Below are 12,592 nucleotides of genomic sequence, written 5' to 3' on the forward strand. Positions count from 1 at the left end.
GCAGGATCGGTGCCTCGTCGCTGACCGCCGGTGACCAACTGGTGGTCGGGTCCCCGTCGAGTGCCGCGCCGGCCCGACCTGTCGGGTCGGGAACGGCCGTTGAGGAGGCGCTGACCTGCGCCGCGAGGCGCAGTGGCTGTGCGTCGGCCACCAGCTTGTCGAGAGTGTTGTCCAGGTCCGGGCCGGCCGTCGGCCGCGCCCACAGCTTGGCCTCGTAAGCCCCGGCGGCGGGCAGGGTGAGGGTCCGGTCGATGCTGGAGCCGTCCTCGGAACCGCGGACGGAGTCGGTGGAACAGTGGGGGTGGCCGTCGACGGTGAAGCAGGCCGGGGTGGGGGGCGGCGCCGACACGACGACGGTCGCCGGCCGGTCGGTGGTCGGTGCGGCGGGAAGGACAAGGGTCCGGCTCGTCTGGACGCCGGGAATCGTGATCTCGGCGAGGCCGACCGACCCGTTGCCGAACGAGCGGAGGTCGTACGCGTCGTCGATCGAGATCTTGACCGTGCGGGTGGCGTGGACGCCGGGCAGCTCGAAGACCATGTGATCGCTGAACTGTTCGACGGTGCGGCTCTCGTACCCGGCGGCGACGGTCACCGTCGTGGGCAGGGCGTCGGCCTTCAGGTCGAACCAGACCTCGACCCGGGTGACCCGGGTCGGGTTGGCGAGGCCCACCTCGACCCACTGACGGTCGCTGGGCGAGTACGGCGCGGACTGCCAGGACGTTTCCGGATTGCCATCCATCGCCGCGTACGGCTGGTGCTCGGGGCGGGCACCGCCGGGGGAGTCCACCTGCGAGCGGGCGGTCGACGCGCGGATCGCGCTGATGCCCTCGAAACGGGCGACGGTGGACTGCTGCGCCCCCCACTCGGGCAGGTAGTCGTGGGCGGGCGCTGTCACCTCGAAGGTGTCGTCGGCGGTGAGAGTCTGTGAGGCGTTGTCGCGCGAGCGGCCGAACGACACGTCGCGCCTGCGCAGCCCGTCGGTCATCGCGACCGGCCCGGTGATGCCGGCCGCCGTCGCATCGCCGGCCAGGACCGTCGGCGCCGTGCCGAGCTGCCCTGCCGCGGCGAGGTCGAGGAGCGACTCGGGGCCGCCCACAACTGTGGTCACGGCGTCACGGTCGTACGCGACAACCGGCTCGACCGGCCGGTCGACCCGGTAGACCTCCAACGCCCGGACGGGCACGTCGAGCCCCTGGTCGCGGAACTCGTCCGGGGACGAGGGCCCCCCGCGCAGGGGGCCGAAGGAGGTGACGCGGGTCAATCCGGGTGAGCGGTCCAGTGCCTGGCGGACCACAGCCGGGCGCGCCGTGTCCGAGCGGCCGTGGTCCAGGTCGGCGCGGAACAGGACGTGGCTGATCCCGGACCGGGCGAGCAGGTCGGCCAGGCCCGCCGACCCGACGCCGGTGGCGAGTGTCGACTCGATCGCGTCCAGCAGCCGGATCGTGGTCGGCGGGGTGAAGGGGATGGAGTTGCGTACCGCCCACCGGCTGTTCAGCAGCGGCTGGGCGATCTCATCGGTGGTGTTGCCCCAGTCGTACGAGGGGAAGCGCGCCCCGGGTACGACGAGTACCCGCCCGCGCCCGGTGTTCGCGTCGAGCCAGTCGGTGGCCTCGTGCCAGTAGCCGGGGACCGCCTTGACGCCGCCTGGCGTGGCGAGACCGCCGGCGAGCGCGGGCGTGGCAACCGCCGTGACGGCGACCATGGCCACACCGGCTGTGAGCCAGGCGCGTGCGACAGTTCGTGGGCGGTGCTGCTCGGGCGCGGTGCGCGCCGCGCGGATGGCCAGGCCGATCAGGTGCGCCATACCCAGGGCCAGGGGCAGGCGGAGCAGAACGTCGAACTTGTGCACGTTACGCAGGGGGGCACCGACGCCGTCGAGGAACTCCCGCTGCGGGCCGGCGAGGATGTTCGGCAGGTCACCGACGTGCCCGAGACCGACGAGCGCGGCGCCCAGCACCAGACCGGTGATGAGGAACCGGCGGTGCGGCATCCCGCGTCGGGACAGCCCGAGGACACCGAGGGCGGCGACCACCAGGGTGGCGGCGACCAGTAGCGCCTCGTTGGCGAGTCGTGCGCCGGCCGGAAGGATCGGCCCGAACGGGGTGGCGAGGTAGGCGAGCCAGTAGGAGGCGCCGCGGAGGGTCGTCACCGCGTCGGTGACGCTGGTCGTGTTCCGGGCGGTCTCGATGTAGTCCAGGAAGGGTGGGCTGTACCGGCCCAGAACGAGCAGCGGAACCAACCACCACGCCGTGGCCAGCGCCACCGCGCCACACCACGCGGCGATGGCGGTGACGCGGCGGCGTACGGGCTGGAGGGTGGCGAGCCAGAGCAGGGCGAGTGGCACCACCGCGGCCACGGCTGTGGCGTTGACTCCGCCGGCGCAGGCGACGGCTACGGCCGACCCGGCGACGGCGCGCCGCAGCGGGGTGCCGCCGGCGAGGCCCACCAGCGGGATGAGCACCCAGGGGGCGATGGCGCTGGGCCAGGACTCGACCGAGGCGTAGCCGAGTTGGGTGAGGATGCGGGGTGACAGCGCGAAGGCGACACCGGCGATCATGCGTCCGGCGGGCGTGCCGATACCCAGCCTGCCCGCCAGCCGTACCACTCCCAGGTAGGCGACACAGAAGATCAGCGCCCACCACAGCCGCTGGACCACCCACGGCGCGATGCCAAGTTCCGATCCGAGCAGGAAGAACGGGCCCATCGGCCAGAGATATCCGTACGCCTGGTTCTGTAGCTGACCGAACGTGCCGTTGGGGTCCCAGAGGTGCAGCGAGCGGAGCAGCCAGCCGGCTGGGTTGACACTCAGGTCGATCTTGGTGTCGGGGACGACCTGGCCCGGGGCCTGCTGAAAGGCGAGGGCGGTCAGCGCGATGCAGATGACCAGGTGCCGGAACCGTCGGGCCGTGTGCCGGCTTCGACTGGACACCGGAGCGGCGCCACCGGTCACCTCTGCACGCATTTCGGCTCCTGTCTTCACCGGCCGGACGCGCACCTGCAGCCGACTACTGTCGCGCGACGTTATCCGGACCGGGCACGGACGGGCGACCAGGGGCGCTGCGGTGGCGTTATCGGGAGAACGGCCGTCCCCACGGCGTGTAAGCGTGTGGCAGGCTGCCGACCATGTCAATGCCAGAAGCTGAGGCCGAGACGCATCCGGAAGGCGTCACGTCCGACGGTGACCGGCCGGGGCCGATCGGCCGATGGGTCCGTGCCGACCGCGTCCGCGCGGTGGCGATCGCCCTCATCGTCGTGTCCGTCGCCTGGCGCGCCGGCCTTGCCACCCGTGGCTGGTTCTCGCAGGACGAGTTCGTCATCGCCGCCCAGGTCCTCGACACCCGGTTGGACGCGGACTTCCTCCTGCGTACCTTCAACAACCACCTCATGCCCGGCGGCCTGCTGGTGGCGTGGGCGATGGTGCGGGTGGCGGGCTTTGTCACCTGGCCCTGGGTGCTGCTGCTGGCGGTCGGCCAGGCGGCGATCGGGTTCGCCGTCTACCGGTTGCTGCGCGATCTGCTCCGACCAGGCTGGGGGCTGCTCATCCCGCTGTGCCTGTTCGTGTTCAGCCCGCTGACGCTTGAGGTCTCCTCGCTGTGGTTGGTCGGGCTGCTCGTGATGCCGATGCAGTTGGCCCTGGTCATGGCGGCGACGGCCCAGGTCTGGTACGTGCGGACCGGTCGGCTGCGACACCTCGTGGTGGTTGTCCTGTGGGTGGTGTTCGGCCTGCTCTTCGACACCAAGTCCCTGCTGATCGTGCCGCTGCTGTTCCTGCTGACCGTCTTCCTCTTCACGTCGGGCGGCCCCTGGCGCAGCCTGGTGACGACGGTCCGCCGGCACTGGCCGGCGTGGCTGGTGCTCGGTGCGCTCTCGGGGGCGTACCTGGCGTTCTATCTGACCCGTCCCGCCCGCGAGTTGGACGAACCCACATCCGTCGGTCAGGTCCTCAAATTCCTCGGTGACCTGGTCGGCGAAACCGTCGTTCCGGGTCTGCTCGGCGGACCCTGGCGTTGGGCGTACGCCGGTGACGGTCCGCCGGCCGTGAACCCGTACGACATCGCCAAGTGGCTGTCGTGGGCGGTGCTGGGGGCTCTCATCGTGGTCACCGCGCGGCGGCGCCCGTCGGCCCGGCGGGCCTGGTTGCTGCTCGCGTGCTACCTCGGGCTGGTCGCCGCGCTCTTCGCCGTGACCCGCCTCGGTGGGCCGCTCGGCTCGTTCGTGGGCATCATTCCCCGGTACGTCGCCGACGTGGTGCTGGTCGCCGCGATCTGTGTCGGCGCGGCCCTGTTGGGGACGAAGGACGCCGATGAGGACGACGTGTCCGCGTGGCCGCTGCCGACCGTTCTGCGGGAGCCGGGTGCCTTCGCGGTCGGTCTGGTCTCGATAATCGTCGTCCTGGCCACCATCGGGGTGGGCACGCTGTGGAGCACGGCCCGTTTCGGGGACAACTGGAGCACCAAGTACGGACGGGACTACCTCGCGACGACGCAGATCGAGCTTGCCGCCGCCGCGCCGGGCACCGTCTTCCTGGAGACCACCGTCCCGGACCGCGTCATCGCCGGCTACTTCTGGCCGGACAATCTCCAGTCGCACTTCTTCCGCCCGGCCGAGCGGCGGCCCACCTTCGTGGAGGAGGCCGAGAAGCCGTTCATGTTCGACGACTTCGGCCGGATCCGTCCGGTAGTGGTTCAGGGGCGGAAGGTCGTGCCCGGGACGGTGCCCAACTGCGGGCACCTGGCGGAGGGTGGTGTACCCGCCCGGATCCCGTTGGACGGGTACCTGGAGGAGTGGCCGTACGCGGTCCATTTCGGCTATGTCAGTTCGGGCGACTCGACGGCACTCTTCCGTCTCGGGGACGCGGTCCGGGTAATCACCCTGAAGCGCGGGCTGAACGACGTGTTCTTCCTGCTGGAGGGGGCTGGGGACGCCGTCGAGGTCACCGTGAGCACCTCGGGGGTCCGGGTGTGCACCCAACTGATCACCGTCGGCCGCGCGGTGCCGGCACTGTGAATGGTTGAGCAGACCACCGGCGTCGGGGCCCCACCGGTGCGGCGGGCGCGGGACACGTTGCCGCTGTACGCCGTTGCGGCGGCTGTCACGGTGCTGGTGCTGGCCCCGCTCGCGGCACCGGGATACGCGCTGCTGTACGACATGGTGTTCGTACCCCGGCAGCCGCTGAGTTGGGATCTCGTCGCCCCTGCGCAGACTCTGCCCCGGGCGGTGCCGATGGACGCACTGATGTCCCTGGTCACCCAGCTCGTGCCGGGCTGGGCGGTGCAGCGGGTGGCGCTCGGTGGAGCGGTTCTCCTGGCCGCGGTCGGTGCCGGCCGTCTGGTGCCGACGGAACGGCTCGCGGTCCGATTGCTGGCCGCGGTGGCGTACGCGTGGACGCCCTACCTGGCCGAGCGGTTGCTGATCGGACAGTGGGGGCTGCTGCTCGCGTACGCCGCGCTGCCCTGGTTGGTCCGGGCGGCGCTGGACCTGCGGGCGGGTCGTGACGGCGCGCTCGCCCGGGTGGTGCTCGCCGCGGCTCCCGCCGCGATCACCCCGACCGGTGGGTTGATCGCGTTGGGCACTGTGGCCCTGCTGGTGCCGGACCGGACGCGCCTTCGCCGGTCGGCGCTCGTGGTGGGCGGCGTCGCGTTACTCAACGCCCCCTGGGTGACCGCGGCCCTGGTCACCGGCGCTGGCGGGTCATCCGATCCGGCGGGGGTGGCGGCGTTCGCGGCGCGTTCGGAGAACTGGGCCGGTCCGCTGGTGGCGCTCGCGGGTACGGGTGGCGTCTGGAGCGCACAGGCGACCCCCGCCAGTCGCGCTGCGCCGCTGGTACCGCTGGCGACCCTGCTCCTGCTGGTCCTGGCCGGTGTCGGTACCGGCCTGCTGCGGCGCCGGGTGCCCCCGGGTGTGGCGGTGCGGCTGGCGCTGCTCGCCGGGATCGCCTGTCTTCTCGCTGCCCTCGGGGTGCTCCCCGGTGGGGCCGCCGTGTTGCGCTGGGCGGTGGTGCATCTGCCGGGTGCGGGGCTGCTTCGAGACGGCCAGAAATTCCTGGCCCCGTACGCTCTGCTGCTGGTGGTGTGTGCCGCGTTGGGAGCCGAGCGGCTGGTGGCCAGGATCGACCGGGAGGTGGCGGGGGTGGTTCTGGTCGGCCTGCTGCTCCTGCCGGTGGCCGTCATGCCGGACCTTGCCTTCGGCGGTGCCGGTCGGCTTCGTCCGGTGAGTTATCCGGCGGACTGGCAGGCGGTGGCCGAGCGGGTGGCCGGCGAGCCGGGGGAGATCCTCGCGCTGCCGCTGTCCGCCTACCGGGCCTACCCATGGAACCCGGGACGTATCGTCCTGGATCCGGCGCCGCGCTATCTGCCGGGGACGGTGCTGACCGACGACACGCTCCGGGTCGGCGACGTCGCGGTGGCCGGGGAGAACCCACGGCTCCGCGAGGTGCGCCGGGTGCTGGCCGAGGGGCGGCCCGTCTCGGCCACCGGTGTGCGCTGGGTGGTCGTGCAGCACCAGGGGCCCAGCGAGGTCGACCGGGCGACCCTTCGTGATCTCGAAGTCGTCCACGAGGGACCGTTTCTCACTCTCTACCGAAACCCGGCTGTTCCTCCGGAATCGGACGCCCCTGGACGTGGTGCGTGGGCCGTCGTGATGGCGCTCGGCGCTGCCCTTCTGGTGGTCATGGCGGCCGCCATTTCGGCACTACACCGGCGTCCTACCGCGTGGTAACGTCCGCTCGCACGTCTCGCCATTGGAGGATTGGCATGCGTAGAGCTCTGACCCTGGTCGTCTCCGGCATGGTGGCGGCGTTGCTGGGGATCCTGGCCCTCGGCGGGCTCTCGGCCGCCGCGACCGCCACCGACAAAGAGGCGGCCAACGAGGCCAAGAGTGTTTCGGAAGCGGCCAAGCGTGCCGGAAAGAAGGACCCGTACGCCCCCGAGGTCTACGGCGACAGGTAGGACGGCTCGCCCCGCTGCTGCACTGGGCGGGGCGACTCCACCCCGCTCAGCAGGTCCGCGAAGCGCCCACCCGCGACCTGCCAGGTGAAGCTCGCCGCGTGCTCCCGGGCCTGCGCCCCCATCTCTCGCCGCATGTCGTCCTCGCGTAGGAGCGTGCGCACCTTCGCCAGGTAGTCGTCGATGTCGTCGGCCAGCAGGCCGGTACGCCCGTCGACGACAGCTTCGGCGACCCCACCCGCTTCCCGGAACGCAACCGTTGGCGTGCCGGCGGAACCCGCCTCGACAATCGTCAGGCCCCAGCCCTCCTTGAGTGACGGGGTCAGGGCGACCCAGGCCGAGGCGAGCAGAGCGGCTTTTTCCTCCTCCGTCACGAAGCCCCGGAAGTCCACCCGCTCGGTGATGTCCAGCTCCGCGGCGAGTTCACGCAGGTGCGACTCCCACCAGCCCTGGCCGGCGACGACCAGCCGCAGCTGGGGCAACTCGTCGGCGAGGGCCGCGACCGCCCGCAACGCCACCTCGACCCGCTTGTGTGGTACCAGCCGATTCAGCGTCACGAGCAGCGGGAACGGCGCCCGCTCGGCGTCGGTGCGGGGCAGCGCCGGGGTGCCGTTGTGCACCACGGCGACCTGCTCCGGCGGTACGCCCAGCACGGCCAGCTCGCTGCGGGTGGCCTCGGAGACGGTGACGTACCGGCACCGCCGGTAGACGCGCACAGCCAGCGACGACTCGACCCACCAGCCGAACCGCGCGGCCCATTTCGGAAGGACCACCGGCCACTGCTCGCGATGCACGTGGTGGATCAGCTTGACCACCGGGCGCCGTGCCCACAGCGGGGAGAGGAACGGCAACCCGTTGCAGACGTCGACCAGGATGTCGGGCCGGCCGCCCCGACGGCTCGACAGCGGGCCCACGCCCAGCGCGCCGGCCAGGTAGCTGAGCGCCGCCCAGAGGTAGACGGTGTGTCTGCCGCCGCGCCGCACCAGCCGAACGCCTGCCTCGTTGACCTCGTCGCCGGGTGCCTCGCTGTGGGCGGCGCAGAAGAGGGTGGCGCGGAAACGGCGCGCCACCAACTCGGCGGCGATCCGTTCCACGTACACCTCGGACCCGCCACCCTCGGGGTTGCGGGTGTCTCGCCAGTTGAGGAACAGCACGTGTCCGGGCATGCCGAAGCGACGCTCCACGCGAACCCTACTCTCAAGTAATTTAGGGACGCGCGTCACACTAGGGGGCCGGGGTGCCGGCCGGCAATGCCCTGATGGGGCAGCGCTGATCGACTGGCGTTACGTGCCGACAGTGGGTGCCGGCGTGACCGTCGGCGCCGCGACGGCCGGTGCGGCCACGTCGACGGTGGGTGTGCCGGACGCCTGCCCGCGCCTGGCCGGTCGCTTCCGACGTTGCGATCCGAGCACCTGCAGGGGCCGCTCGACGCCGTAGTAGCTGACGGTGGCGTACATCAGGCCGAAGACCATGGTGAGTGCGAAGGTGTTGAACAGTCCGCCGGTGAAGAGCGGTCGGTCGTCGATCAGGTAGATGAGTTCGATGACCAGCGGGTGCCACAGGAACAGCCCGTACGAGACGGTGCCGAGCCATCGGGCCGACTCGGCGGCGAAGATTTCCTTGGCCCGCGTCCGCCCGCCGAAGGCCACCGGGATCAGGATCAGCGTCGCGATCGCGAGGTACAGGGCCAGCTTGACCGCGAACTCGGCGGCTGTCGGACCGGTGAGGTCGCGGGGTCCGGCGATGGGCGTCGTCGCGATCGCCATCAGGGCGACCGCCGCTGCCCAGCAGGCAATCGGCGCCGAAGCGAGGTCGTCCAGTACGCGGAAGGCGGCGGGCGCGGTCCCGGTGCGCAGGGCGACGTGCGCCGCCGCCAGGGCCATCCCCGCGCCGAACCAGGCCGCGTACGAGGGGAGCCACATGGTGTGCAGGCCATTGCTGAGCCAGCCGATCCCCAGCAGCGCGAGCCATCCGGCGGTCACCAACAAACCCCCGCAGACGATCACGACGGTTCGGACGGGACGCCACGACCGACCAACAGCGAGCACGGCGATCAGCGGCAGGATCAGGTAGAACGCGACCTCGGTGGCGAGACTCCAGGTCTGGCTGAGCCCGGAGCGCAACTGGCCCGGCTCGTAGATCTGGGTGAAGGTGAGATGGCGAATCCAGTCACCGGCGGACGCCGGCCGATTCTGCGGCAGGACGATCAGGCAGACCAGCACCGCCAGCCAGTAGGCGGGCAGGATTCGTAGCGCCCGCCGCCAGAGGTACCGCCCGGCGCGCGGTCGGGCCTGTCCCGTCGCGGCGTTCAGGGCCCACGGTCGGAACAGCAGGAATCCGGAGAGCACGAAGAAGATGGCAACGCCGACGTCGAGCCGAGCCAGCCAACCGCCCCACGGGGTGTTCATGGTGGCAGCGGTCTGGAACCCGATGTGGTGACCGACGACCGCCACGGCGCCAATTGCTCGCAGCGCGTCGAGTGCGGGGAGTCGGTCGGTAACCGAAGTCTGCGGAATTGTTGGCGCGGCGGCTGTGGACATCTGGACATCCAGGGGGTCGCTTTGAAGGTGACCGGGGAGTAACCTCCCGCCATGTTAAGGATCGGGTGCCCCGGACAACAGGTCGTAGGGCGGCAGGCTACAGGAGGATGAGTGAAGCTTCGCGTGGGCGCCGCGCTCTTCGGGCTCGGTGTTTTGTTGCTGGTCTTCGCGGCTGGGCTGCCGTTCTACGTGGCCCCTTCCGTGACCAAGCTCCCGTATGACCTTGAACCAACGACGTCCGTCGCGGAGGCAAAGAACGCCAAGTTCCTGAAGATCACTCGCGTCGGCGAGTCGGTGAGCATCGAGGTCCTGCAAGGTGACCTCGTCTCCAGCGTCGAGGTCATTCCTCAGCCGGACGACACGAGGGACCGGCTACCCGAGGACCTCAAGGGCGACGCGGTGATCTGGGACGTCTACCAGACCGTCAGGCGTGCCGACACCCCTGATGTGGTCAGCCAGTACAGCACCGAGCTGGCTCTCGACCGGATCTCCGGCGCGGCCGCCCCGTGGAAGGAGCAGTGGCTCAACGAGAGCGGCGCGGAGCAGACTCCGGTCGGGAACGTGACCTACTCCGGCCAGATCTACAAGTTCCCGTTCGGCACCGACAAGCGGGACTACCAGGTTTTCGACCGTGACCTGAAGCGGGCCGTCCCGGCGAAGTTCGTCGGCACCGAAAAGATCAAGGGCATCGAGGCGTACCGCTTCGAGCAGCGCATCGAGAACGAGGCGCTCAACACCCCGGAGGCGAGCCTCAAGCCGCTGCTCGGCAGGTTCGCCCCCACCGCCACCAGCGGTCAGATCGTCTACAGCAACACCCGTACGCTCTGGGTCGACCCGGTGACGGGCTCCTACGTGAACGTCCGGGAACAGCAGAAGAAGGAGTTGCGCCCGGACACCGGCACCGCCACGGTGCTGCTGGACGCGGACTTCAACTACAACGACGACACGGTCAGCCGCAGTGTCGAGACGGTCAAGGACAACCGCTTCAAGATCGGCCTGATCAGTTTCTGGGGCCCGATCGCCGCCGGTGTCCTTGGTCTGATCGCCCTCGTCGTCGGCGTGTGGCTGGTGATGCGGACCGACGACGGTGCCGCCCGGCACCGCGCCGACGCGGCTGTGGCACCCGGCACCGACCCGACCCGTACCCGGGTGGACCAGGAGCCGGTACGCGACGCGGAGACCGCCGAGCAGCCCCGGACCGAGCCCGCAGGCGGTCCACTGACCGACGAGATCCCGCCGGCGTCGACGAACTGGAAGTCCGAGGACCCGACGGTGCCGACCCAGCGTCCGGCGCACGGCGAGGTCGAGCAGCGCTAGACGGGTACGACGCGATGCACGTTCGAGGGGTGGACCGCGGGTGCGGTCCACCCCTCAGTCGTGAGGCGGCGTCTGCCTCGGATGCCCTGCGTGGCGCACGGCGTACCGCGTGCAGACCCAGTCTTCGCTGTACAGCCGATCGCGCCACCGCCCGACGATCTCCCCGTCGTGTGCGGCCATGAGCTGCACCATGTCGGCGTGCGGTACGACCGTCATCTTCATCGGCGCCGGGTAATTGAGCAGGTGACGCTGTGCCCAGCTGATCAGGCGGGCCGGCGCCAGATGCCAGACGATGCCCCTGGCCGTGTGCGCCGGTTCGGTGGGGAATCCCACGACGGCGGTGCCGCCTGGCCGCAACACGCGCAGGAACTCGGCCAGATAGCGATCGATGGCGGGGCGCGGTAGGTGTTGCAGCACCAGGGCGCTGTAGACCAGGTCGAAGTGACCGTCGGGGAACTGGCTCAGGTCCGGTGCGTCGTTGAGGACGAACCGGATGTTCTCGGCGCTCTGGTTCAGTCGCCGGGCGGTCTCCAGCATCGTCGGAGCGATGTCCACACCGACGACCTCGTCCGCGTGTGGGGCGAGTGCCTGCGACAGTCGCCCGACGCCGCAGCCGAAGTCGAGCACCCGCTCCCAGCGGGTGGGCAGGCCGAGTTGGCGAAGTTGGCCGGTCGTCTCCTCGACGTCGGTGCGGCCGGTGGCCAGGAACTCCCCGACGTCCCACCGTCCGCCGCGTTTGCCGGGCTCGACGAGTACGGCCCAGAGCGGATCTTCAGCTCCGAGCTTGGTCCAGTCGCGTCGCACGTCGTTCAGATGCACGCCGAAACCCTAGGACCTCGGGCCGCTCGGTGGGGTCCTGCTGTCTCCGGGATCGCCTGGATGTTCGGGCGAGAGGACGAGCCGAACGGCTCTCCGCAGCCTGCGTACTTTACATCCGTTACCTAATTGTAATTCCTCGATGCCCTGCGACTCTCTGCTGTCGGGGGGCGGGGTTGTGCCGCCTTTGTCGCCTGCCGAGGCTTCTGTCCACACAGGTAGTTCCACGAATCGTGACGTCGACCGTCTGTTGGATCGCCCTCCTGTTACCGCCGGATGGTCAGGGGGTTGTGAGTCGCGCCGCAACGGGTGCACGATCAGGCTCGATCGTTACCCGCCGGTAACACATGACGTGCCCGGTGCGAGGCCGCCAGTCCGGGACCGGCCACCTGAGGAGGAACCCGTGCAGGATCGCTTTGAGGATCAGGGCCGTACCCGTTGGCGGCGGTTCGCCGCCATGGCGGTCCCCGCCACCGCCGCCGTCGGCGCCATCCTGTTCGGCATGTCGACCGGCGCCATCGCGTCCGACGTCACCGTGTCCGGACAGACGTTCAAGATCGGCGCGGCGCGCCTCGAGGGCGACGGCTTCAAGCAGTACGGCGGCGTCGTCCGCGAGAAGGGTGAGGACGGCAAGACCCACCCGATCGCCGTCGCCGAAATCAGCAGCGCGGAGCTCTACAACCTCTGCCAGTCCATCCGCTCCGACCTGCCCGGCCTGCCCGTGGTGCTCACCATCAACGCCGGTGAGGGCAAGGAGCCCGCCCGGGCCAAGGACCTGCTGATCGCCATGGACTCGCTCGACGGCAACGCGACGTTCACCAACATCAAGATTGGCCGGGACGCGAGCGACCTGAACGCGACAGCGCAGAAGGGCTCATTCGGCCAGAACTCCGACCACGTCAGCATCACGAACCTGCAGCAGGTGTCCCGGTACACCACGGCGGCCACCTTCAACCTGGTCGGACTCCGGTTGAA

General features: G+C 70.4%; 9 protein-coding genes. 5 read left to right on the forward strand and 4 right to left on the reverse strand.

Annotation, left to right across the window (positions count from 1 at the left end; translation table 11 throughout):
* A partial coding sequence (locus KBX53_RS07840; RefSeq protein ID WP_210858307.1) for an alpha-(1->3)-arabinofuranosyltransferase occupies positions 1-2,962 on the reverse strand: 2,962 nt, incomplete at its 3' end.
* 269 nt (positions 2,963-3,231) lie between these two features.
* Between KBX53_RS07840 and KBX53_RS07845 the strand changes: the two genes are divergently transcribed.
* From KBX53_RS07845 to KBX53_RS07855, 3 genes are read left to right on the forward strand one after another with little or no spacing between them, the layout of a single operon-like run.
* Positions 3,232-5,007: a hypothetical protein gene (locus KBX53_RS07845; protein WP_210858319.1), complete on the forward strand. Its 1,776-nt coding sequence runs from the start codon at positions 3,232-3,234 to the stop codon at positions 5,005-5,007.
* Complete coding sequence (locus KBX53_RS07850) at positions 5,008-6,717, forward strand: hypothetical protein (RefSeq protein WP_210858309.1); 1,710 nt, start codon at positions 5,008-5,010, stop codon at positions 6,715-6,717.
* A 35-nt stretch (positions 6,718-6,752) separates the two neighbouring features.
* Complete coding sequence (locus KBX53_RS07855) at positions 6,753-6,947, forward strand: hypothetical protein (RefSeq protein WP_030328187.1); 195 nt, start codon at positions 6,753-6,755, stop codon at positions 6,945-6,947.
* Here KBX53_RS07855 and KBX53_RS07860 read toward each other — a convergent pair.
* The gene (locus KBX53_RS07860; protein WP_210858321.1) at positions 6,932-8,110 is read right to left on the reverse strand and encodes a glycosyltransferase family 4 protein; all 1,179 of its coding nucleotides are present in this window, start codon (positions 8,108-8,110) and stop codon (positions 6,932-6,934) included. The two genes, KBX53_RS07855 and KBX53_RS07860, sit on opposite strands and share 16 nt — an antisense overlap.
* 117 nt (positions 8,111-8,227) lie before the next feature.
* The gene (locus KBX53_RS07865; protein ID WP_210858311.1) at positions 8,228-9,484 is read right to left on the reverse strand and encodes an acyltransferase; all 1,257 of its coding nucleotides are present in this window, start codon (positions 9,482-9,484) and stop codon (positions 8,228-8,230) included.
* Positions 9,485-9,595: 111 nt separating this feature from the next.
* Here KBX53_RS07865 and KBX53_RS07870 point away from each other — a divergent pair, with 111 nt between their 5' ends.
* Positions 9,596-10,801: a DUF3068 domain-containing protein gene (locus KBX53_RS07870; protein WP_210858313.1), complete on the forward strand. Its 1,206-nt coding sequence runs from the start codon at positions 9,596-9,598 to the stop codon at positions 10,799-10,801.
* Positions 10,802-10,855: 54 nt separating this feature from the next.
* Here the strand turns inward: KBX53_RS07870 and KBX53_RS07875 are convergent, their stop codons facing one another.
* Positions 10,856-11,620 carry a class I SAM-dependent methyltransferase gene (locus KBX53_RS07875; protein WP_210858315.1) on the reverse strand — a complete coding sequence of 255 codons (765 nt, stop codon included), beginning with the start codon at positions 11,618-11,620 and terminating at the stop codon, positions 10,856-10,858.
* A 400-nt stretch (positions 11,621-12,020) separates the two neighbouring features.
* Here KBX53_RS07875 and KBX53_RS07880 point away from each other — a divergent pair.
* On the forward strand, positions 12,021-12,592 hold a 572-nt coding region (locus KBX53_RS07880; RefSeq protein ID WP_210858317.1), incomplete at its 3' end, for a DUF6230 family protein.

The sequence above is a fragment of the Micromonospora sp. M51 genome (assembly GCF_018070305.1).
Taxonomy (GTDB): domain Bacteria; phylum Actinomycetota; class Actinomycetes; order Mycobacteriales; family Micromonosporaceae; genus Micromonospora; species Micromonospora parva.

Bases quoted from the DNA above. Each gene is read 5' to 3' on its own strand.
- KBX53_RS07850 (WP_210858309.1), top strand. From the start codon at position 5,008: ATGGTTGAGCAGACCACCGGCGTCGGGGCCCCACCGGTGCGGCGGGCG.
- KBX53_RS07855 (WP_030328187.1), top strand. From the start codon at position 6,753: ATGCGTAGAGCTCTGACCCTGGTCGTCTCCGGCATGGTGGCGGCGTTG.
- KBX53_RS07865 (WP_210858311.1), bottom strand. From the start codon at position 9,484: ATGTCCACAGCCGCCGCGCCAACAATTCCGCAGACTTCGGTTACCGAC.
- KBX53_RS07860 (WP_210858321.1), bottom strand. From the start codon at position 8,110: ATGCCCGGACACGTGCTGTTCCTCAACTGGCGAGACACCCGCAACCCC.